We start from the raw sequence: 21877 nt of genomic DNA, 5'->3' as shown, positions 1-21877 counted from the left end.
GGATCGACCGGATCAACCGGATTCGACCGGAGCGACTTGAGACACCGGAGAGACCGGAGAGAAAGACAGGTACGACCATGGCGGTTTCAGAGAACGACCGCGTCGGCACCGTGGAGACCAGAGGCATCGAGCCGGTCCCGGACACCGAACGCCACGGCCACGCCGGACAGATGTTCTGGACCTGGTTCGCCGCGAACATCAGCATCCTCGGCCTGCCGCTCGGCGCGGCGCTCGTCAGCTTCCGCGGCCTGAACTTCTGGCAGGCGGCCATCGTGGCCGTGCTCGGGTCCTTCGGCTCCTTCGCCCTGGTGGGCGCACTCAGCATCGGCGGCAAGCGGGGCGGAGCGCCCGCGCTCACCCTCTCCCGGGCGGTGTTCGGGGTACGAGGCAACGCGGGCCCCACGCTGGTCACCTGGCTGAGCCGGCTCGGCTGGGAGACCATCAACACCACCACGGCCGCGTTCGCCCTGCTGGCGCTGCTCGACGTCGCCTTCGGTATCAAGCGGAACACCGTGCTCACCGTGGTGTGTCTGCTGGTCTTCATCGGCTGCACGCTGCTGATCAGCGGACTCGGGCACGCCACCATCATGTGGATCAACAAGTGGGCGACCTACGTCTTCGGCGTGCTCAACCTGATCGTGATCGCCTTCCTCGCGGCCACGGTGGACTGGAACAAGGTCTTCAGCGCGCCGGTGGGACCGGCGAGTTCGATGGTCCTGGGAATCGGCATGATCGCCGCGGGGACCGGCATCGGCTGGGCCAACGCGGGCGCCGACTACGCCCGTTACCTGCCCCGGAAGGTCCCCGGCGGAAGGCTGGTGGCCGCCTCCGCCTTCGGCGCCGGTATTCCGCTGGTCGTGCTGATCTCGCTGGGCTCGCTGCTCGCGGCGGGTGAGCCGGACCTCGCCTCCGCCTCCGACCCGGTGTCGGCGATCAACGCGATGCTGCCCTCGTGGATGTCCATCCCGTACCTCATCGCCGCCTTCGGCGGGCTGCTGCTCTCCAACCACCTGTCCGTCTACTCGGCCGGACTCACCATGATCACCCTGGGCATACGGGTCCGGCGTACCCTCGCCGTCGGCCTGGATGTCGTCGTCACCTTCGCGGGCGGGATCTACTTCATCCTGATCGCCCAGGACTTCTACGGCCCGTTCATCACCTTCCTCACCCTCCTCGCCGTGCCGATCACCGCCTGGGTGGGCGTCTTCGCGGTGGACCTCATGGTTCGTCGGTCCTACGACAGCGAAGCCCTGATGAACGTCGGACGCTCCAGCCGCTACTGGTTCCGCGGTGGTTTCGCCTGGGCCGCGATGATCGCCTGGGCGGTGGCCATCGTGGTGGGCCTGCTGTTCACCGAGGCGAGCACCAGTGCGACCGATGTGTGGTTCTCCGGACCGCTCGCCCACAGCTGGATCGGGTCCAACGGGCTCGGATGGGTCGTGACCCTGGCGCTCGCGGCCGGCGCCTACGCGCTGTTGCGCAGGCTGGACGGCACCGTCCGCCAAGAGGCGTCCGAACAACGTCCCCAGCAGCAGGTTCTTCCCGCTGCGGCCGCGCAGGAGACCTCATGAGCAGTCGGAACGTGAACGGTCAGAACGGCGTCGTCACGGGCGCCCGGCTGGTTCTGGCCGGCAACGCCATCGTCGACCTGGTGATGCGGGTGCCCGCACTGCCCGAACGCGGCGGCGACATCATCTCCAGCGACACCGCCCTCACCACGGGCGGCGGCTTCAACGTCCTTACCGCCGCCCGCCGTCTGGGCATGCCGGCCCTGTACGCGGGCGCCCACGGCACAGGGCCGTTCGGTGAGCGAGTACGGACGGACCTCGCGCGGGAAGGCGTCGAACTGGTGCTGTCTCCGGTCACGGAGACGGACACCGGGTTCTGCGTCGCCCTGGTCGACGACGGTGGCGAGCGCACCTTCGCCACCAGCCTCGGCGCGGAGGCCCGGCTGACCGAGGCCGACGCCAAAGCCGTACTCGCCGCGCTGCGACCCGGCGACATGGTGCAGATCTCCGGATACGGGCTCGCCTACCCGGTCAACGGCCCGGTCCTGGCCTCACTCGTGGAGCGGCTGCCGGAGCACATCCAGGTCTTCCTCGATCCGGGTCCGCTGGTCGCCGAGATCCCCGAGGAGGTGCTGGAACCCGTCCTGGCGCGCTGCGACTGGATCAGCTGCAACCAGCGTGAAGGACGGTTGCTGACCGGACTGGCCGACGCCCGTGAAGCGGCGGTCGCGCTCGCCGCCCGGCTGGGTTCCGGCACCGGGGTGCTGCTGCGGGCCGACGCGGACGGCTGCTGGCTGGTCCCGCCCGGCGGCGAGGCCCAGCACCTCCCCGGCCGCCGGGTGACCGCGGTCGACAGCAACGGCGCCGGCGACGCCCACATGGGAGCTTTCCTGGCCCTCCTCGGCCACGGGCTGGACCCGGCCGCAGCCGCACAGGGCGCCAACGCCGCGGCGGCCTTCGCGGTCACCCGGCACGGCCCCGCCACCGCACCGACGCTCGCCGAGCTGCTCGACTTCCTCGGCCAGGATCCGTCAGCGGCGCAACTGGCGTCGGCGCTCCGGCGGTAGCCCGTCGGCGCGCGCCACGCACCAGGGCGGCGATCGGGATACGGGGGAGAGGCCGGACGGCAGGTCCGCGAACGAGTGTGCCTACCAGTCCAGTCGGCGCACCGACCGGCGGATGACGAGCTGGGTGCCGAGTACGACGTGGTCGTCGGCGGGGGCCTGTGTGCGCGACAGGGCCATGCGTACGGCGGTGCGGCCGAGTTCCTCGTAGGGCACCCGAACCGTCGTCAGCGACGGTGTCAGGTCGGTGGCGAAGGGCACGTCGTCGAAACCCACCACGGACACGTCGCCCGGTACGTCGAGGCCGGCCTCGCGCAGCGCGGCGAGTGCGCCCAGCGCGACCACGTCGGAGGCGGCGAACACGGCGGTGAACTCCAGTCCGGCCCGCAACGCGTCCCGCGTGCGGACATAACCCGAGGCCCGGGTGTACGTCCCCGCGGTGTCCAGCTCCTCGGCATGGTCGACGCCGTGCGCGCGCAGCGCGTCCCGGTGCCCCGCCCTGCGCTCGTCCCCGCTGCTCAGCCCGGTCTCCCCGCCTAGGAACAACACCCGCCGGTGCCCGGACGCGAGCAGGTGCGAGGTGGCCTGGAAGGCACCGCCCCGGTTGTCGTAGTCCACGACGGTCACCGGCAGGTCGGGCGCCGGTGCCGGACGGCCGACCAGTACCAGGCGCGATCCCGCGGCGTTCAACGCCTCGGCGTATCCGATCATCCGCCGGTCGTACGCCTCGTCCGGCACCACACTGCCGACGAGGAGGACGGCGGCCGCGTGCTGCTCCCGCATGAGCTGGACCAGGTCGTCCTCGCGGGCCGGGTCGTCGTGCGTGGCGCACACCAGGCTCAGCCTGCCCCGGTCGGCGGCCTCCTGTTCCACTCCGGCGGCGACATGGGCGAGCGACGGACCGGTGATGTCCTTCATGACCAGGGCGACCGGGCCGGCGACCCGCCCGGAGAGCGCCTTGGCGTGCACGTTGACCACGTAGTGCAGGGACTCGACGGCGGCCATGACCCGCGCCCTGGTTTCGTCGGAGACGGGATAGTTCCCGGCCAGGGTGCGGGAAACGGTTGCCACCGAAACACCGGCCTTCGAGGCGACGTCCCGGATCGTGCTGGGCCTGTCCCTGAGGTCCTGCTGCGCGTCGGTCCGCTTCCGCTTTCCTGGCCGGCCCGTGCGGGGGATGGGCCGCTCGCTGTTCCCGTTGTCCGTCACGCCTCGACGTTACTGCAAGCCGGGCGCCTTGCGGCAGCTGGAGGAGAGGAGCTAGCGTGATCGCACAGTAAACGTTTCCCTTCGTCCCTTGGTCCCCCTTGGCCCTTTACTCCGTTGCTCCCTTACTCCGTGATTCCGGGATTGCTTTGTGCCTGCTCTTCCTCCCCCCTCCGTAGCCGGAGCCGCTCCATGACGCTCACCCCTCTGCGCTGGGGCAGCCACCAGTTGTCGCTCCTCATATCCCTCGACCCGGACGGCCCCGCGCGGCTGCTGGCCGTGGGCGAGCCGGCAGGCCTGCCCGATCCCGGGCGGGAGCCGGACCTGTGCGCGCGACTCGCGCGGCGGGCGCTCCCCTTGGTCGAGATCCAGACCGTCGGCAGCGGGCGGTCGGGCACGTCGGGCAAGCGGCATGTGGACGGTGCGCTCGCCCGAGGTCTGCGCTGCACCGGTCATGAGGAGAACGAGGACGAAGGCGTGCGGACGTTGCGTGTCCGGATGGCGGACGACACGACCGGGTTGCGTGTGACGGCCGTGTACCGGCTGCGGCCTGGACTGCCCGTGCTGCACACGGAGGCACACGTCGAGAACGAGGGCGACTCCCCGGTGACCCTGGAGTACGTCTCGTCCCTCGCCCTCTCCAACCTGGCCCGCCACCTCCCGGCCGGCGAGCGGTGGGAGGACGGTCTGTCCCTCTGGCTGGCCGCCAACCCGTGGAGCGGGGAGTTCCGCTGGTCCCGGGCGACGCTCGCCGAGCGGGGCCTGTACGACGTCGGCATGGTCGCGTACGGCCAGACCGGATCGAAGAACCGCGTCGCCGTGACCAGTACCGGGTCCTGGTCCTCGTCCGAGTACCTGCCGATGGGCTGCCTGGAGGAGACGGCCACCGGCCGGGCGCTGCTCTGGCAGATCGAGCACAACGGCTCCTGGCACGCAGAGCTCGGCGACCGCTTCGACGACGTCTACCTCACCCTCTCCGGCCCCACCGATCGTGAACACCAGTGGCGCCGCCGCCTCGCCCCCGGCGACTCCTTTCACACCGTCCCGGCCGCGCTGGCCGTCGTACCGGAAGGCGGCCTGGAGGCGGCGGTCGGCGCGCTGACGACCCACCGGCGCGCCACTCGCCGACCGCACCCCGACCTCGAACAACTCCCCGTCGTCTTCAACGACTTCATGAACAGCCTGATGGGCGAACCCAGCACCAGGGCACTGTTGCCCCTGGTGGACGCCGCGGCGGCCGCCGGTGCAGAGGTGTTCTGCATCGACGCCGGCTGGTTCGACGCCGAGCCGCCCCGCACGGTCGGCCCCGGCGGGGTGCCGGGCTGGTGGGACGCGGTGGGGGAGTGGGAGGAGGCGGAGCCACGGTTCCCCGGCGGCCTCGGAGAGGTGATCGACCGGATCCGCGAGGCGGGGATGGTGCCGGGGCTGTGGCTGGAGCCGGAGGTCGTGGGGGTGCGCGGCGCGGTCGCCGCCGCACTGCCGGACGCGGCGTTCTTCCGGCGGGACGGCGTCCGCGTCGTGGAGTGGGGACGCAACCAACTCGACCTGCGGCACCCCGCCGCCCGCGCCCACCTCGACGCGGTCGTGGACCGGCTGGTGCGCGACTACGGCGTCGGATACCTCAAGCTCGACTACAACATCGACATCGGCGCGGGCACAGACGGCCCCGACGGCACCGACAGCCCTGGAGACGGCCTGCTCGGCCACAACCGCGCCCACCTCGACTGGCTCGACGGCGTGCTCGACCGCCATCCCGGCCTGGTCCTGGAGAGCTGCGCGGCCGGCGGCAGCCGCACCGACCACGCGATCCTCTCCCGTCTGCCGATCCACTCGGTCACCGACCAGCAGGACTTCCGTCTGCTCCCCGCGATCGCCGCCGCCGCGCCCACCGCGGTCACCCCGGAGCAGGGCGCCATCTGGGCGTATCCGCAGGCCGAGCACACCGAGGCCGAACTCGGCATGGTGCTCGTGTCGGCCATGCTCGGCCGAGTCCACCTCAGCGGCCGCCCCGATCTGCTGGCCAAGGACCGGATGGCGCTGGTGTGCGAGGCGTTGGCCACGTACAAGACCTACCGCCACCTCCTGCCGAACGCCCGCCCGCACTGGCCGCTGGGCCTGCCGGGCTGGCGCGACGGCTGGCTCGCCCTGGCGCTGAGTGCGGACGACGGTACGACGCTGCTGGCGCTGTGGCGCCGTGACGGGGCGCCCGAGACGGTGACGGTCGCGCTCGCAGGCGGTCGGCCCCGGGTGCTGTTCGAGGCTGGGGAGCGCACGAGGCTCGACTGGGACGAGGGCGGTCGCGCGCTGCGGGTGGGCCTGCCGATCGAGGGGTCCGCGGTGCTGATCGCCCTTGACCCGGCGGAGAGCGCCTGACCGCCGTACCGACACAGCGGCACAGCGGCACAGCGGCACAGCGGCACAGCGGCACAGTGACGCAGCGATACGGCGATACGGCGATACCAGGCTCAGCGTCTGCGCAGCACCACGGTCGTGCCCGGCTTCACACGCAGTGTGGCGTCAGCGCTCACCTTCGCCCCGGTCACCAGGTTCGTGGATTCGCCGAAGCCCTGCGTGGTGAAGGTGTAGCTGCGGTCGGCGGTGGTGTTCATGGCGATCAGATACGGGCCGTACGCGCACCGGTAGAAGGAGGCGCGTCCGGCGTACGGGCTCTCCACGCCGGGGTCGCGCTCCGGTACGTCGTCGGGTGCCTTGGCCAGCGGGAGCACCTGTCCGGCGTACGCCTGGTGCAGGGCGTCGCCGGGCGGGTTGAAACCGCCGTCCGGGATGTCGAGGTCGTTCACCGTGAACTCCCAGTTGACCCAGTCGGGTTCGGTGAAGGCCCGCCCGTCGGCGATGTACTTCACCTCCTGTCGGACGGTGGCCGAACGCTCGATGCCCGCCGCGCTGATGTGGTGGACGCGGGCGAGCCGGTTGACGCCCCACCGGGCCCGCCAGTACAGCGACGCGTACAGGATCTCGTCGCCGTGCTTGACCGCGACCAGTCCGTTCTCCTCGTCGGAGAAGACAAAGTCGGGCTGCCCGGGCGTCATGGGCAGTTGGGCGCCGCTGCCCGTGGCGCCGGTGATGTACGCGTAGTCGTCGGCGGTGCTCAGCAGGTTGAGGTTGGTGCGGGCGGAGGCGGTGAGCCCTGCGGCCTCCTCCAGCACGTGGAAGGCCTGGTTGTCGGTGATGGACTGCTGGGCGTACGAGGTGTAGTCGGGATCCTTGAGCAGTGCGGCCAGGCGCAGTGGGTGGCCGTCCCACTTGTTGCCCTCGTCGTAGGCGACCTTGCCGGGGTACTCGGTGTCACGCCAGCCGATGATCGCCTCCATTCGCATCGACTTGTAGCCGTCGCCGTCCAGTGCCGGACAGTGGAAGACGGTGCGCGCCTTGGCGATCTTCAGCAGATGGGAGTGCAGGGTGGTGTCCTCGACACCGCCGATGCCGATGACCGCGTCGTACACCATGGAGAGCCACTCCTGGAGTTCGCCGTAGTTGCCGGCGTAGCCGAGTTCCTTGGAGATGCCCTTCGTGGTGACCTGGTAGTACGAGCCGCCGAGCGGCATGGTCGGGGTGCCGTCCGCCTTCTCCGGGCCCAGCCAGGGCACGAGGCCGACCGCCTGGTAGATGTGGTCGCGGGCCTTCTTCTCGCCCCAGGCGTCGTCCGAACCGAGGTAGGTGAGGCCGCGGTCGGCGAGATAGAGGCCGATGGCGCAGATGATGGCCTGGTTGGTGTACTGCGGGACGTTCTGCCGCCAGTACTCGCGGCTGTCCAGCAGCATCTTCGTCCAGGCGTCCCGGCGGATGACCGGTGCGTACGACGAGCCCTCCGGCTTTACCATCGTCAGGTCGTCGAACCAGGCGGTGCCCGCGCCCGACAGGCGGATGCTGATCGTGACCTGGGTTGCGCCGCCGGGCGTGGTGAGGGCGGTCGTCACGTGCTCCCAGTCGTGGGTACCGGCCGAGGCGTGGACCTTGTTGTCGCCGCCGACCGGCGTGCCGCTCGCGTCGTAGAACAGGACGTCCAGAAAGGCACTGCCGGCGCCCACGCCGTCGGTCTTGATCCAGGCGCCGTACGTGTAAGTGCCCTGGTCCACCGGGATCTTGGCCGAGGTCGTGTAGCCGACCGTGCCCGCGCTGGGGACCGTCACCCTCGCCGAGGCGTGGCCGGTGCGGTACACGGTGGTGTCCCGGGAGGCGGTGCCGCTGCCGGACCAGATGGAGGACCTCCAGCCCGTGGTACCGAACTCGAAACCGGCGTTGGTGAGCCCGTACGGCGATCCGAGCACCGGCTCGTCGAGCAGCGGCTTCAGCTCGTCGGCGAGGCCGAGCAGGACAAGTCCCGCACGTCCCAGGCCCATCCACTGCTGGCTGGAGCCGGTCATCACGGTGGAGTCGGCGACGTACTTCCAGTAGACGCCGTCCAGACTGCGTGCGATCTGCGGCGGCACGGCGATGTGCCGGTACGCGCCCGTCGACGACATGCCGTAGGCACGCGCGAGGAAGTCCAGGTACCACAGGTCGAGTTGGGCGCTGGGGCGGGCGGCCTCGGCGGCGGCCCGGGCGGTGACGCGTGCGTTGATCGTGTCGATGACCTCGCTGCCAGGGGAGGTACGGGTGGCGAGAGCCGGCATGGTGCCGGTGACGTCGTCCGCGGCGAGGGCGAAGTACGGCTCGTCGTGGGTGTAGAGGCGGTAGATCGTGCGGCTCGGGCCGGTCATGTCCTTGTAGTACTCGTCGGCCGATGACGCGTACCCGGCGATGCGGCCCATGGAGCGGACCTCCAGGGAGACCGCCTTCTTGCCCTCGGTGAGGTCGACGGGCAGGGGCAGTGTGTGGAAGTAGAACCGCTCCGGGGTACGCGGATCATCGCTCGCGATGTCGAGGGGGTCGACGGCGCCCAGGTGGTAGTGGCCGACCTGCCTGCCCTCGGCGAACAGTTGCAGCCGGCCGAGGTCCGCGCCGCTCTCCGAACCCCACAGCTTGATGGTGATGTAGGTGACGCCCCTGGGCTTGCAGGCCATCGTCGCCGACAGCGTGCCGCCCCAGAAGCCGGCGGTCTGAGGGGCGTTGAGCACACGGGCTGCCTGGCCGAGTCCGCCCGGGACGACGTCGGAGAGGGTCGCGGTCAGACCGTGCGCGCTCTCCGACGCGGTGTCCCCGAAGACGAGCGTGTCGAGGGGACCGGTGTTGGTGACGGCGCCGGTCATAGCGGTGCCGGTCGTGGCGGCGGCCTGGGCGGTGCCGCCCCGCCACAGCCATCCCGTGGCTGCCGTGCCCGCGGCCATCTTGAGAAGGGATCTGCGCTGGAGAGACTCGAACACGGTGGATGTTCCTTTCGGCTCTGCGGGACGGCAGCAAGAGAGGAGGCCTGCGGGGGCGATACGGCTCGGTGCGGGTGTGGCAGCCACCCCTGCCGCGGCGAACGAACCGTCGGCCCGGTCGGGCAGGGACAGGAGAGGGAGGCGGGCAGCGCCGAGTCCGCTTGCCGACTCGGCGCTGGACCTGGTGGGCGGTGGGCAGCGGGCGGCGGCCGGCGTCCGATGTCCGATGTCCGGTGCAGTAAACGTATTCCACGCTAATGAGAGGGGTGTGGGCCGGTCAATGGCCGTGCACGACTGAACTTCGGCTCGCAGGGAAGGCCTGTGCGGCCACAGTCTCCGCTGAATACAGGCAGTTCAGGCCCCGTACCGCAGACTCGATGGGAAGCTCGGGGTGGCGATGTGGTTCAACTGCCTTACCCGACCTCACCTGCCCGTTCTACGATCCGACCGTAAACGGTTACTGGCCTGGCGGCATGGAAGCGTGTCCGTCACCGCTTCCTGGTCAGCCACTCGGCGAGTACGGCGGCCTGGCTGTGGTCCACGTCCTTGGTGGCGGTCAGCAGCAGGAGCTTGTCCTGCGTGGCGAGATCACGCAGATGCTCCGCGGCCTGCCGATGCCCGGAATCCCGCAGTTCCGCAAAGTAGCGGCGGCGGAACTCGGTGAAGCGGCTCGGTTCGTGGCTGTACCATTTGCGTAGTTCGGTCGACGGGGCGACGTCACGGAGCCACTCGTCCAGATGCGCGTCTTCCTTGCGCATGCCGCGTGGCCAGACCCGGTCGACGAGCACACGTTTACCGTCCTGAGGCGAGGTCTCCTCGTAGACTCTGCGATACGTGATCTGTTTGGCCATGGGAGTGCCCTTCCAGATCGATCGGTCGGCTCGGCCTGAGCTGCTGGACGGCTCGGCCCCCCGCCGCGAAACGGAATCAGACTCAACCAGTTTATCGGGGACTTCTCGGGCGAGCCGACCGCTCCCGGAGTGGCCCTCACGAGTGCCCGGTACGGGCGGCATCGACAACGGCCCGCATCCCGGTGTCGAGGAGGTGCGACGGCATGCCCGGCAGACGTCCCGCCGGAGTCACGCGACTTTCCCGCGCGCACGGCTCCCTCGATGAACACGGTCCGGGATCTGGACGCGGCGGTGGCCGCATGCCGGGCCTGCCCGCGGTTGGTGGCCTGGCGGGAGGAGACCGCGCGCGTCAAGCGCCGGACCTTCAGGGACTGGGAGTACTGGGCCAGGCCGGTGCCCGGCTTCGGCCCGCCGGACGCTCCCCTTGCGATCATCGGGCTTGCGCCGGCCGCGCACGGCGGCAACCGCACCGGGCGCATCTTCACCGGCGACCCGGCCGGCGACGCGCTCTATGCCGCGCTGTACGACATCGGGCTGGCCTCCCAGCCGACCGCCACGCACCGCGGCGACGGGATGGAGCTGTACGGGGTGCGGATCACCGTGCCGGTGCACTGCGCGCCGCCCGCCAACCAGCCGACCACCACCGAGCGGGACACCTGCCGCCCCTGGCTCGCCCGCGAACTGGAGTTGTTGCGTCCCAGCTTGCGGGCCGTCCTGGTACTCGGCGCCTTCGCGTGGCACGCGCTGCTGCCGGTGCTGGCGGAAGCGGGATGGCAAGTGCCCCGTCCGCGACCGGACTTCGGGCACGGTGCGCACGTACTGATTGCCGGTCCCGGCGACGAGCGGCAACTGCACCTGCTGGGCTGCTACCACCCCAGCCGGCGCAACCTGTTCACCCGCACCCTCACCCCCACCATGCTCCGCGACGTACTGCGCCGCGGCGCCGACCTCGCCGGACTGCCGGCCGGGCAGCGCCCCGGCCCGCCGCCCGGCGCCTGATGTGCGTCCGCCCGGCGGCGCACGGTCCTTGGACTCACCCTCACCTGCGCGCGGCCTGACCGATGCTGTACGTCGGCACCCTCGAACCCCAGCCGTCCCTTGTCCCACGGAGGCCGTGCATGCTGCTGCGTCAGTTGGAGTACCTCGTCGCACTCGCCCGCGAACGCCACTTCGCCCGCGCCGCAGCCGCCTGTTACGTCTCGCAGCCATCGCTGTCCGCCGCGATACGCCGGCTCGAACACGAACTCGACGTACCGATCGTGCGGCGGGGCAGGCGCTACGAAGGGCTGACGCCCGAAGGCGAGGTGGTGCTGGCGTGGGCGCACCGGATCCTGGCCGAAGGGGACGCGCTGCGGCAGGAACTGTCGGCGCTGCGCGGCGGGTTGACCGGTACGCTGCGCCTCGGCGTCGTACCGACGGCGCTGCCGGTGGCCTCCCTGCTGACCACCCCGTTCTGCGAACGCCATCCGCGCGCCGGAGTGACCCTGGAGTCGCTGTCGTCGGCACAGATCACGCACGGACTGGCCGAGTTCGAGCTGGACGCGGCGATGACCTACCTGGACGACGACACATTGCGCCAGGTCCGACGCTTCCCGCTCTACGAGGAGCGGTACATGCTCCTCACCCCGGTCGACGGCCCGCTGGGCGCGTCCGACACGGCCCGGTGGTCGCAGGCCGCGGCCCTGCCCCTGTGCCTTCTCTCCCCGAGGATGCGCAACCGGCGGATCATCGACGAGTGCTTCGCCGCCGACGGCGCCACCGCCGCCCCCGCGATCGAAACGGACAGCGTCGCCGGGCTCTACGCCCATCTGCCCGGTGGCCGCTGGTCCAGCGTCATCTCGCACGCCTGGCTCCACATGTTCGGGGTGCCGGAAGGCATGCGGGTGGTGCCGCTGACGGGGGCGGCGCACGGGCCGCGCGTCGGGCTGGTCGTGGCGCGCAGCGAACCCGAGTCGGTGCTCGCCGAGGCCCTGGTGACGGTGGCGCGGGAGGCGGGCGTCCGGGACGCGCTGGACGAGCTGCTGCACTCCTACCTAGGTGGACGCAGCTGATAGAAGCGGGCTATGAGGGCATAGCAAGGATCGCTTTGACCAGCGCGAACGATCCCGTGGATCGTGAACCGCACCTTCCCGCAACGCCAGTTGAGGAGCCGCGACATGGCCAAGGTGCTCTGCGTCCTGTACGACGACCCCACCGACGGATACCCGACCACGTACGCCCGCGACGACCTCCCCACGATCGACCACTACCCCGGCGGCCAGACCACCCCCACCCCCGAGACGATCGACTTCACCCCGGGCCACCTGCTCGGCAGCGTCTCCGGCGAACTCGGCCTGCGCGGCTTCCTGGAGAAGGCGGGCCACACCCTCGTCGTCACCTCCGACAAGGACGGCGACGGGTCTGTGTTCGACCGTGAACTGCCCGACGCGGACGTCGTGATCTCGCAGCCGTTCTGGCCGGCGTACCTCACCGCGGACCGTCTCGCCGCCGCGAAGAACCTCAAACTGGCCGTCACCGCGGGCATCGGCTCCGACCACGTCGACCTCGACGCCGCGATCGCGCACGGGGTGACGGTCGCGGAGGTGACGTACTGCAACAGCATCAGCGTCGCCGAGCACGTGGTGATGATGACGCTGTCCCTCGTGCGGAACTACCTGCCCTCCCACCAGGTGGTCCTGGACGGTGGCTGGAACATCGCGGACTGTGTGGCCCGCTCGTACGACCTGGAGGGCATGCACGTCGGCACGGTGGCCGCCGGGCGGATCGGGTTGGCCGTACTGCGCCGCCTCGCCCCCTTCGACGTCAAGCTGCACTACACCGACCGCTACCGGCTGCCCGAGGACGTCGAGCGCGAGTTGGGGCTCGTCTTCCACGAGAGCACGGCCGACATGGTGCCGCACTGCGACGTCGTGACGATCAACGCGCCGCTGCACCCCGAGACCGAGGGCCTGTTCGGCGACGAATTGCTGGCCACGATGAGGCGCGGCGCCTACCTCATCAACACCGCACGGGCGAAGATCGTCGACCGCGACGCCGTGGACCGCGCCCTGCGCAGCGGTCAGTTGGCGGGCTACGCCGGTGACGTCTGGTACCCGCAGCCGGCCCCCGCCGACCACCCCTGGCGCACCATGCCGCACCACGGCATGACCCCGCACATCTCCGGCTCGTCCCTGTCCGCCCAGGCCCGCTACGCGGCCGGCACCCGCGAAATCCTGGAGTCCTGGCTGACCGGGCGTCCGATCCGCGACGAGTACCTCATCGTCGACGAGGGAGCCCTGGCCGGAGCAGGCGCCCACTCGTACTCGGTCAACAAGTGACCCACGGAGGCCGCCGTCCGCCCCGGCCCGGCTCGTCCCGCTCCGCTCAGCAGCGGCCGATGCGCACGCTCGTCGACTTCACCTGGGCGGTGGCCTCCGTCCCTACCTGTCCTTGCCGCCGTGGTTCCGCAGGATCTTGCGACACGGTGCCCGCGATGAGTTTCCTGCCCGGCACCGGTCTACGTGTAGGGAGGCGAGCAGCACAGGCTCGTCCCTCGCGTTCCGGCGCGACTACGGCAGTGAAAGGAACCGCGATCGGTATGTCCGACGACACTGAGCAGATCCGCGACCTGATCGAGCGGTGGGCGGCGGCCGTGCATCAGGGCGCCCTGAACGTGGTCACGGCAGACCACGCCGACGACATCGTGATGTTCGATGTGCCGCCGCCGTACGAGGGGGTGCGGGGCCTTGACGCGTACCGGGAGGTCTGGCCGCCGTTTTTCACCTGGCAGGCGCAAGGCGCCTGCTTCGAGATCGAGGAGCTGGAGGTCACGGCGGGCGAGGACGTCGCCTTCGCCTTCGCGCTGCTGCGCTGCGGCACCGAGGAGGAGCTTGCCGATCAGCCTGATCTCCGGATGCGGCTCACGTTGGGACTGCGCAAGGAGGGGGGACGCTGGGTGGTGGCGCACGAGCACCACTCCTTCCCCGACCTCCACGGCCCGGACGAACAGGCCCAGGCCGAGCGCGAGGTGCGTGCGGTGCACCAGCACTGGTTCGAGCGCACCGCCGCGAAGGACCTGGACGGGCTGATGGCCCATATCGCTGAGGACATCGTCTCCTACGAGCACGACGCGCCCCTGCAGTACATCGGCCGGGACCGGGTGCGTGAGGTCTGCCGCGCGGGACTGGAATCGGCGCCAGGTGGGGTGACCTGGGACGTGCCCGAGATGAAGGTGCTGATCCGCGACGACCTCGCGGTTGTCTGGGGTCTGAACCACATGACCGGCGAGATGGAGGACGGGACAACCGACAGCACCTGGTCACGGGGCACCCGGGTACTCCAGCGACGCGGCGGCGAGTGGCAAATGATCCACCAGCATGTCTCCTACCCCTACGCCCCGGAGACCGGTGAGACGAAGACCGACCTGAGCCCCTGACACATGAGCGCCCGCCGACACGACCGGTATCCGTGGAAACACTGCCGAGGGAACTGCATGTTGGTGCTCCGCAGTCGAGGCGGCTGGTCGCGCCGGCGCGGCAAGCGCAGAACGGTGGCCGTGACGATGGAGGCTTGCGGTCCTGCCGACAGCGATCGGCCCGGGAATGGTCCGGCGCGCGGCTGCGGACGAACCGGAGAGGAAGAGACCTCACCGCCCCGCGAGGCTGGTCTCTTCCTTTCCTTCCTCGCGCCGGACAGGCTCAGCCGTTGGGATACAGCTCGGCGATCAGCTGAGTCCGCTTCATGGTCCACTGCGCCGACATGTCGTGCATCAGGTACAGGTCGCGGCGCCGGGTCCAAGGCTGCCCGGACTCGGGGTCGTAGGTGTCCGGCATGGTGAAGCCTTCCGGTGCGAACGCGGTCATGCCCCGGCCCTTGGTGGTGAGCACGCAACGCTTGATGTGGTCCCGCCAGCCGACCACGCCGGCCGTCCCGATCCCGCCGGACGCGGCCTTGCGCAACTCGGCCACCTGGGCGGCGACGCCATCGGTACTCAGATAGGTGATCGTGCCGTCGGCAGCGATCACCGGCTCGATCGCGGTCACCTGGTCCAGCCCGTGCTTGGTGGTGAGGAAGTGCGCGATCTCCCACTGGGCGTAGACCGGCAGAGTCCGCACCGCCCTGATCTCGGCAACCACGTCGGCGAGTTGCTCGTTCATCGGCCCCGGTTCGGCAAGCACCCTGGTCGGGTCGCCGCCGTTGGCCGGCGGCCGGTTGCCGAAGGAGTAGGCGACGATGAAGTCGAGTTGGTCCACCGGCGCGGTGGCCGGGGCCCAGTCGAATCCGATGTCAAGGATCCAGGGGACCACGGTCCGGGCCGTGTCGGGGTCCTGGAGCACCGCCGCCAGCACCTTCAGCATCTCGCGCTGAAGGTGCGCGTCTGCCTGGGGGCTCACCTGGTGCTCGGAACGGCCCGGCGCGGCGCCGATCAGCAGGGGAGCTGCGGCGGCAGCGGACAGTGCGGCGGCGAAGGCGCGTCGTTCCATAAGGCGGTCTCTCTTGCTGGTGCGGGTGTCATGCGAACAGCCTGATCCTGAGCAGACGACGTGGCCCGTCAGCCAAGGGAGAGGGGCGAGACGATGAAGTCCAGGATTGCCGCCGCACCGCGGGCCGCCCAGCTCATCTCCGACCAGGGCTTCAGCCACCCCCTCAGCGACGCGGGCTGGCGGGCCCCAGCGCAGTGGGCCGGTTGCGTGGCCGGCCCGGCTGGAGGAGACGGCAGGGCCCGTAGGAACGGGGCAGTTCGGGCGCCGCAGGCGGGTCAGGGGTTTCCCGCCCCGGTCAGGCCACCGTGTGTTGTGGGGCGTGCCAGGACACCGGGGGCGCGCCGGTGGCGGTCGCCAGGCGCTCCAGCAGATCGTCCGCGAGGTGCGCCCTGCCGGTGGCTCGGAGGTGCTCGGCGTACTCCTGCGGATCGTTGTAGCCGGTCGGCCCCACCTGGAGTGTGGACTGCATGGGGTCGGGCAGCGCGCCGGGCCGTCCCGCGTAGGTGTGCCACCACTCGGCGAGATGCGTGCGCATCTGCGCGGCCAGCTCGGGCTCGGCCTCCAGCAGGTCGGTCGTGAGGTGCGGATCCTCGGTGACGCCGTACAGTTGTTCCCATTCCAGCCGGTACGCGCCTGGATGGTAGGTGCGGATGTAGAGATGGTCGCGGGTGCGCACCGAGCGCTGGTAGGTGTGCGCGCCGTGCCCCAGCACCAGGTAGGGCCGCGACGGGATCTCCTCGCCCCGTACGGCGCCTGCGAACGACGTGCCCTGCCAGCCGGACGGGACCGGCAGGTCGAGCAGCTCGCACAGCGTGGGCGCGAGGTCGATGTTGTACAGGAGCGCATCGCAACGCCGCTCGTCGGCGGGCAGGTTGTCCGTGACGCCGGGCCAGTACACGACCAGCGGTACACGCTGTACGGCCTCGTTGGCATGCGCGTGCAACGTGCGTGCCTGAGGCGGACAGCTGCGCCTGGATCAAGCTGGGGAATGAAGATCTACGACCGTTTGTCCGGGTGGGGACCGCAGACGGGATCCTCGAACGCCTCGCCGGACGTCATCAGCGAATCAAAGACTCAAGACCGATGGCCTCGGCCACTCGTCTCCGTGCGCCCACGACGGATGACGTACGGGGAATGTGCCGTGAGCCGGATGACGGCGGAGCGTGACCATGGGCATGCTGTCCCGACGGTCTGCAGTGTCGGGGGTCCAGGTGCCATCATCGTGATCGACTCCGATGGGCTGTTCACACAGCTCGACTCGATCGTGCGGCAGGTGTTCTCCATCGGGATGCAGGCCGAGTCGGCCGTCATGCCGGGAAGCCGTGCCGATAGCGCACCGGCCGAAAGTGTGCCACTCTTCGCCGACGAGGTCGGAGTGTTCGGAGTGTTGACCCAGACCGTCCTCGCCGACCTGCGTGCCATGGTTCACGAGCTCCGGCCGACGGCATCGAACCAGCTGGGGCCGGCGGTGACCATCCAGGCCGTCGTCGGGCGGGCGCGCCGAGGCGATCCGGGTCACCATCCGCAAGGGCGTGCGGGACCACGCCTTCGCCGTGATCATGGCCGACGCCGGCAGGGGCATCCGCAGGGCGTGTGCGGTGGTCCCGCTACCGGTTCTCGTACCCCATGCCTCGCTCTCGCAGCCCGACCAGCTCGACGAACCGACGGAGGACCCGACACCGTGAACGCCCCGACCGAGCCGGCTCCGAACAGGACAGCGATCCGGATCCTGATCGTCGACGACCACGCCGTCGTCCGCCGTGGTATCCGCGCCTACCTCGAGCTGCTCGACGACCTACAGGTGGCCGCCGAGGCCGGCAACGGCCAGGAGGCCCTGGACCGGCTGGCGGCCATGGCCCCCTACGACGAACTGCCGGACGTCGCCGTGGTCGACCTGCTGATGCCCAAGATGGACGGCGTGGCGGTGACGGCGCGCATCACCCAGCAGTATCCGAGTGTGAAGGTCGTGGTTCTGACGAGCTTCGGAGAGATGGAGCGGGTGCACGCCGCGCTGGCCAACGGTGCGTCGGGCTATCTGCTCAAGGACGCCGAACCGGACGAGGTCGTCGCCGCGATCCGCGCGGCAGCGACCGGCGAGGTGTTCCTCGACCCAGCGATCGCCCGCCAGCTCACCCGGGAGATCGTGTCGCCGCCGACCGGTATCGGTGCGCTGACCAGCCGTGAACGCGACGTCCTCATCCTCGTCGCCCAGGGACGTTCCAACCAGGAGATCGCCGACGAGCTCGTCATCAGCGAGCGCACCGCACGGACGCACGTCAGCAACGTCCTGCGCAAACTCCAGCTCACATCCCGCACCCAGGCCGCGCTCGTCGCGGTACGGAAAGGGCTCGTGCCACCGCAGGGCTGACTCGAATTCTGCGCCTGTGAGGAGAACCGGGGCGCGGAGACGGACGATGCCGACCCCCTCGGGGAGACCGACCCCCTCAGGGAGACCGGCACCCTGGCTGGTCGTGGGTCTCAGACGGAGACGGCGGTGCGCCACCCCGGCTGGTAGGCATCGCGGGCCATGGCGGCGTACGGGGCAGGGCTCACGATGGCGCGGACGGCGAACTGCTCGTGCGGCTCGACGGTGGTCTTCTTCGAGCCGCCGTTCGGCTCACCCCAGATGACCTTGACCTCGGCGCCGAGCGGGACGTCGGGGTTGACCGTGGCCAGCGACAGGGCCTTGCGCTCGTTGGCGCTGTAGCCCGTGAACAGCGACAGCCCGACGGTGTTGCCGTCGGCGTCCTGCACCGCGTCGAAGTTCGACGAGCCGTAGTTGGCGTTGGGCAGGTCGAAGAACTGGTAGCGGGGGCCGTCGGTGGCGAGCGGGGAGGCGAGGAGCTTGGCGACGTCCTCGGCGTTCCAGGCGAGGGTGACCTTGCGGCGCTGGGTGGCCGGGTCGATGGCCTCCAGCGCGCTGCGGCCCACGAAGTCGTGGTCGAACTTGACGAACCCGCCGTAGCCGAGCTCCCACGGGTTGAGGTAGTAGTCCTCGATGCTGTCGGAGACGAAGCTGCCCGCCAGCGCGTTGATCGCCTCGTAGCTGTTGGCACCGAGCGACTCGCGGTACGGGCGCAGCTCCTCCGAGGTGTAGATCGCGGGCAGCGGCGACGGGATCCAGCCCGACTCGAGCGTGTTGCAGGAGTAGGCGCGGGCTCCGGCCGGTTCGAGGCCGAACTCCCGTCCGGCTTCGAGGATGGCGTCGCGGACCTTGTCGTAGGTCTCGTACGATCCCCAGATCTCCAGCCCGGGTGCTCCGGCCATACCGTGGCGCAGGGTGCGGATCCGTTCCCCCGCGATGTTCATGTAGCCCATCTTGAAGAACTTGACCTGCTCGACGGAACCGCCGTTGACCTTCTCGATCACCTCCCAGGCGCGCGGGCCCTGGATCTGGAAGCGCCAGACGTCACGGTTGACCTGCTTGCCGTAGGGGCGCGACGGGGAGCGGTCGTCGAACCGGATGTCGAGGTTGTAGCCCTGCCCGCCCTTGAACATCAGCCAGTTGGCGACCGGGGCGCGTCCCACGAAGACGAACTCCTCCTCGGCGAGCCGGAACAGGATGCCGTCGCCGATCACACCGCCCTCGGGGGACACCGGCACGAACTGCTTGGCCGAGTCGACCGGGAACTTCGCGGTGCTGTTGATGCCGGTGTCGGTGAACAGCTTCAGCGCGTCCGGGCCGGACACCCACAGGTTGACCATGTGGTGCGACTGGTCGAACAGCACGGCCGTCTTCTGCCAGGCCGTCACCTCGCGGCGGAAATTGGTGAACTCCGCCGGCACAACCGGGTAGATGTAGGCCCCGAGCTGGGAGTTTCGAAGCAGATCGACGGTGTTGCCCGTCTGGTCCAGCAGGTCCTGCAGGTTCTTGGCGCTCATAGGTGCCACCCGTTCTGAAGTCGCGAATCCTCCGTCCGACGCTAGGGACCGACCCGGCGCGGCGGCAGTGAGGAATGGCGGAAGCGGAACGACCGGGGCGGCCGGTGCCTCCGGGTCATTTGACGTAGCCGGCCGCCGGTACGTCATTTGTCGTGCACCGCATGCGACAGGTCGTCGCCCGGTGGTCGCGACAACTGGGCGATGGCGGGCGGAATCTCGCGCTCTACGGTCGGAGCAAACCACTGGCGGCGCATCGCGCGGCCCTAGCCAGGGAGCACCACATGACCAGCCAGAGCAGGCCGGACCTGCCCGGGACCTATGTCTTCGACGGTCCGACGAGCCGCCGCGGGCACCATATGAACAAGCTGTTCATGTCGCTGCGCAAGGAAGACGCCCGCGCGGAGTTCCTCGCCGACCAGGCCGGCTACTGCCGGCGCTTCGGCCTCTCCGAGGAGCAGACCACCGCGGTTCTCGGTCGTGACTGGCAGGCGATGCTCGATCTCGGCGGCAGCATCTTCTACATCTACAAGCTCGCGTTGATGGACGGGCTGTCCATGCAGTACCTCGGCGGTGTGTTCACCGGGATGTCCGAGGCGGACTTCAAGGCCGAGATGCTGGCGGGAGGGCGTACCGATGTCTGAGGTGATCTGGGGACTGGCCACGTCGCACGTGCCGTCGATCGGAGCGGCGATGGACCGCGGCATGACCGCGGAGCCGGTGTGGGCGCCGCTGTTCGAGGGATACCGGCCGGCGCGGGAGTGGCTCGCGGAGCGCACGCCGGATGTCGCGATCCTCGTCTACAACGACCACGCCAACGGGGTCGACCTCGACATCGTCCCGACGTTCGCCATCGGCACCGCGGAGAGGTACCAGGTCGCCGACGAGGGCTTCGGCCGTCGCCCGGTCCCGGACGTCGTGGGGGACCCCGACTTCTCCTTCCACCTTCTGCACCAGCTGATGGACGACGGCTTCGACCTGACGGTGTTCTCCGAACTCGACGTCGACCACGGCTTCACCGTGCCGTTGTCCGTCTGGACGCCGGAGCCCCGCGACGCCTGGCCCTGCCCGGTCGTCCCGATCATGGTCAACGTCATCCGCTACCCGCAGCCGACCGCGGCACGCTGCTACGCGCTCGGCCAGGCCCTCGGGCGGGCCATCGCCGGCTACGGCGGGGCGAGAACCGTCGGGATTCTCGGCACCGGCGGGATGTCGCACCAACTCGCGGGCCAGCGAGCCGGGTTCATCAACCCCAGCTTCGACCACATGTTCCTCGAAGCGATCGAGAAGGACCCGGAGAAACTCGCGGCGCTGAGCCGGGAGGACTACATCCGCCAGGCGGGCTCCGAAGGCATCGAGCTGATCATGTGGCTGGTCATGCGCGGAGCGATGAACGCCGAGGTCCGCAAGGTCCACTCGGCGTACCACGTGCCTGCCTCCAACACCGCGGCCGGTCTGGCGCTGTTCGAGAACACCACCACGCGGCCCGCCCGCTGATCGGTGTCGCGCCGTTGTCACCCCGCATTCACGGAGGAGCCCTGTCGGTGTCGGTCCACATTCCCGGGCGGTTGCGGTCCGCCACCGATGAGGGCGATGTCCCCGCCTTCGCCGAGCGCTGTCAGGTGATGGGAGTCGTCAACGTCACCCCGGACTCCTTCTCCGACGGTGGCCTGTACGTCACGACGGACGCGGCGGTGACGCACGGACTCGCCCTCCGAGGCGCCGGCGCCGACTGTGTCGACGTCGGCGGGGAGTCCACCCGCCCGGGCGCCGACCGCGTGGATCTCGCCGACGAGTTGAAGCGTGTCGTCCCCGTCGTGCGTGAACTGGTGGCGGCCGGTGTCCCGGTCAGCATCGACACCACACGGGCCGCGGTGGCCGACGCCGCTGTGGCCGCGGGGGCCGTCCTGGTCAACGACGTCAGCGGAGGCCTGGCCGACCCCGCCATGGCACGGGTCGTGGCGGCCGCCGGGGTGCCGTGGGTGCTCAACCACTCCCGAGGCGCGAGCCGCGACATGTACGCCGCCGCCGTGTACCACGATGTCGTGCGCGAGGTCTCGGTCGAGCTGATGATGCGGGTGCACGCTGCCGTGGAAGCCGGCGTCCGCCCCGACCAGCTGATCCTCGACCCGGGACTGGGATTCGCCAAGCGGGGCGGGCAGAACTGGAGTCTGCTCGCGGATCTCGGCGAACTGGTCGACCTCGGCTTTCCCGTTCTGGTGGGAGCCTCACGCAAGCACTTCCTGGGTGACGCTCTCTTCGGTGACCGCATCCAGCGTCCTGCGACCGGCCGGGATGCCGCCACGCTCGCGACGACCGTGATTGCCGCACGGGCCGGGGCGTGGGGCGTCCGCGTGCACGACGTGGCCGCATCGGCGGACGCGGTCCGCGTGGTGTCGGCCCTCGGCCAGGCTCGACCGGCCGACAGCGAGCGCGCCCGGCCGGCCTGGTGGGGGGGGGTGCCTCTATGTCTTTCGTCAAGCGAGGCGTGGGGTTCTGGGTTCGTAGAAGGTGCTGTCGCGGAGCATCGCGAACAGCACGTTGATCCGTTGGCGGGCCAGGCGGAGAAGTGCCTGGGTGTGG

17 protein-coding genes and 2 pseudogenes are annotated in these 21877 nt (G+C 70.1%); 13 read left to right on the top strand and 6 right to left on the bottom strand.

Annotated features, from left to right (window positions below):
- Nucleotides 1–77 precede the first annotated feature (77 nt).
- On the top strand, nucleotides 78–1571 hold the full coding sequence (locus FPZ41_RS04450; RefSeq protein WP_152859317.1) for a purine-cytosine permease family protein: 1494 nt from the start codon (nucleotides 78–80) through the stop codon (nucleotides 1569–1571).
- On the top strand, nucleotides 1568–2575 hold the full coding sequence (locus FPZ41_RS04445; protein WP_152859315.1) for a PfkB family carbohydrate kinase: 1008 nt from the start codon (nucleotides 1568–1570) through the stop codon (nucleotides 2573–2575). The genes FPZ41_RS04450 and FPZ41_RS04445 overlap by 4 nt, the downstream gene beginning before the upstream one ends.
- 81 nt (nucleotides 2576–2656) lie before the next feature.
- Here FPZ41_RS04445 and FPZ41_RS04440 read toward each other — a convergent pair whose 3' ends face one another.
- On the bottom strand, nucleotides 2657–3643 hold the full coding sequence (locus tag FPZ41_RS04440) for a LacI family DNA-binding transcriptional regulator (RefSeq protein ID WP_407698749.1): 987 nt from the start codon (nucleotides 3641–3643) through the stop codon (nucleotides 2657–2659).
- Nucleotides 3644–3970: 327 nt separating this feature from the next.
- Between FPZ41_RS04440 and FPZ41_RS04435 the strand changes: the two genes are divergently transcribed.
- Nucleotides 3971–6151 (top strand): glycoside hydrolase family 36 protein, encoded by a 2181-nt coding sequence (locus FPZ41_RS04435; protein WP_152859311.1) that lies wholly within the window; start codon nucleotides 3971–3973, stop codon nucleotides 6149–6151.
- Between the two features lie 92 nt (nucleotides 6152–6243).
- Here FPZ41_RS04435 and FPZ41_RS04430 read toward each other — a convergent pair whose 3' ends face one another.
- Together FPZ41_RS04430 and FPZ41_RS04425 are read right to left on the bottom strand one after the other, a co-directional pair.
- Nucleotides 6244–9102, bottom strand: coding sequence for a carbohydrate binding domain-containing protein (locus tag FPZ41_RS04430; RefSeq protein WP_322619814.1), 2859 nt, complete (start codon nucleotides 9100–9102; stop codon nucleotides 6244–6246).
- A 488-nt stretch (nucleotides 9103–9590) separates the two neighbouring features.
- Entirely contained in the window at nucleotides 9591–9953 is a 363-nt protein-coding gene (locus FPZ41_RS04425; RefSeq protein WP_152859309.1) for a DUF488 domain-containing protein, read from the bottom strand.
- Between the two features lie 261 nt (nucleotides 9954–10214).
- Between FPZ41_RS04425 and FPZ41_RS04420 the strand changes: the two genes are divergently transcribed.
- From FPZ41_RS04420 to FPZ41_RS49790, 5 genes and pseudogenes are all read left to right on the top strand, one after another.
- The gene (locus FPZ41_RS04420; RefSeq protein ID WP_152859307.1) at nucleotides 10215–10952 is read left to right on the top strand and encodes a uracil-DNA glycosylase; all 738 of its coding nucleotides are present in this window, start codon (nucleotides 10215–10217) and stop codon (nucleotides 10950–10952) included.
- Nucleotides 10953–11071: 119 nt separating this feature from the next.
- Nucleotides 11072–12004 carry a LysR family transcriptional regulator gene (locus FPZ41_RS04415; protein WP_152859305.1) on the top strand — a complete coding sequence of 311 codons (933 nt, stop codon included), beginning with the start codon at nucleotides 11072–11074 and terminating at the stop codon, nucleotides 12002–12004.
- Nucleotides 12005–12109: 105 nt separating this feature from the next.
- Nucleotides 12110–13270 (top strand): NAD-dependent formate dehydrogenase, encoded by a 1161-nt coding sequence (locus FPZ41_RS04410; RefSeq protein WP_152859303.1) that lies wholly within the window; start codon nucleotides 12110–12112, stop codon nucleotides 13268–13270.
- Between the two features lie 260 nt (nucleotides 13271–13530).
- Nucleotides 13531–13923 (top strand): annotated as a pseudogene (locus FPZ41_RS49795) (nuclear transport factor 2 family protein); the annotation flags it as partial.
- A 36-nt stretch (nucleotides 13924–13959) separates the two neighbouring features.
- Nucleotides 13960–14367 carry a YybH family protein gene (locus FPZ41_RS49790; RefSeq protein WP_322619829.1) on the top strand — a complete coding sequence of 136 codons (408 nt, stop codon included), beginning with the start codon at nucleotides 13960–13962 and terminating at the stop codon, nucleotides 14365–14367.
- A gap of 262 nt (nucleotides 14368–14629) precedes the next feature.
- Here the strand turns inward: FPZ41_RS49790 and FPZ41_RS04400 are convergent, their stop codons facing one another.
- Together FPZ41_RS04400 and FPZ41_RS04395 are read right to left on the bottom strand one after the other, a co-directional pair.
- The gene (locus FPZ41_RS04400; protein WP_152859299.1) at nucleotides 14630–15415 is read right to left on the bottom strand and encodes a hypothetical protein; all 786 of its coding nucleotides are present in this window, start codon (nucleotides 15413–15415) and stop codon (nucleotides 14630–14632) included.
- Between the two features lie 295 nt (nucleotides 15416–15710).
- A complete protein-coding gene (locus FPZ41_RS04395) occupies nucleotides 15711–16358 on the bottom strand; it encodes a sulfatase family protein (RefSeq protein WP_194235982.1) in 648 nt (215 codons plus the stop codon).
- Between the two features lie 589 nt (nucleotides 16359–16947).
- On the opposite strand from FPZ41_RS04395, the gene FPZ41_RS47905 reads away from it, so the two are divergent.
- Nucleotides 16948–17100 (top strand): hypothetical protein, encoded by a 153-nt coding sequence (locus tag FPZ41_RS47905; protein WP_228022452.1) that lies wholly within the window; start codon nucleotides 16948–16950, stop codon nucleotides 17098–17100.
- Nucleotides 17097–17783 (top strand): response regulator transcription factor, encoded by a 687-nt coding sequence (locus FPZ41_RS04390; RefSeq protein ID WP_322619813.1) that lies wholly within the window; start codon nucleotides 17097–17099, stop codon nucleotides 17781–17783. The genes FPZ41_RS47905 and FPZ41_RS04390 overlap by 4 nt, the downstream gene beginning before the upstream one ends.
- Before the next feature lie 110 nt (nucleotides 17784–17893).
- Here the strand turns inward: FPZ41_RS04390 and ligM are convergent, their stop codons facing one another.
- The gene (gene ligM / locus FPZ41_RS04385) at nucleotides 17894–19297 is read right to left on the bottom strand and encodes a vanillate/3-O-methylgallate O-demethylase (protein ID WP_152859297.1); all 1404 of its coding nucleotides are present in this window, start codon (nucleotides 19295–19297) and stop codon (nucleotides 17894–17896) included.
- Between the two features lie 281 nt (nucleotides 19298–19578).
- On the opposite strand from ligM, the gene FPZ41_RS04380 reads away from it, so the two are divergent.
- From FPZ41_RS04380 to folP, 3 genes and pseudogenes are all read left to right on the top strand, one after another.
- Nucleotides 19579–19938 (top strand): protocatechuate 3,4-dioxygenase, encoded by a 360-nt coding sequence (locus tag FPZ41_RS04380; protein ID WP_152859296.1) that lies wholly within the window; start codon nucleotides 19579–19581, stop codon nucleotides 19936–19938.
- Nucleotides 19931–20791 (top strand): class III extradiol dioxygenase subunit beta, encoded by an 861-nt coding sequence (locus FPZ41_RS04375; RefSeq protein ID WP_152859294.1) that lies wholly within the window; start codon nucleotides 19931–19933, stop codon nucleotides 20789–20791. Before FPZ41_RS04380 ends, FPZ41_RS04375 begins: the two co-directional genes overlap by 8 nt.
- Nucleotides 20792–20919: 128 nt before the next feature.
- Nucleotides 20920–21711 (top strand): annotated as a pseudogene (gene folP / locus FPZ41_RS04370) (dihydropteroate synthase); the annotation flags it as partial.
- Between the last annotated feature and the right edge of the window lie 166 nt (nucleotides 21712–21877).

It is taken from the genome of Streptomyces acidicola (genome assembly GCF_009377235.1).
GTDB classification, from domain to species: domain Bacteria; phylum Actinomycetota; class Actinomycetes; order Streptomycetales; family Streptomycetaceae; genus Streptomyces; species Streptomyces acidicola.
This window is presented reverse-complemented; position numbering and strand designations above follow the sequence as displayed.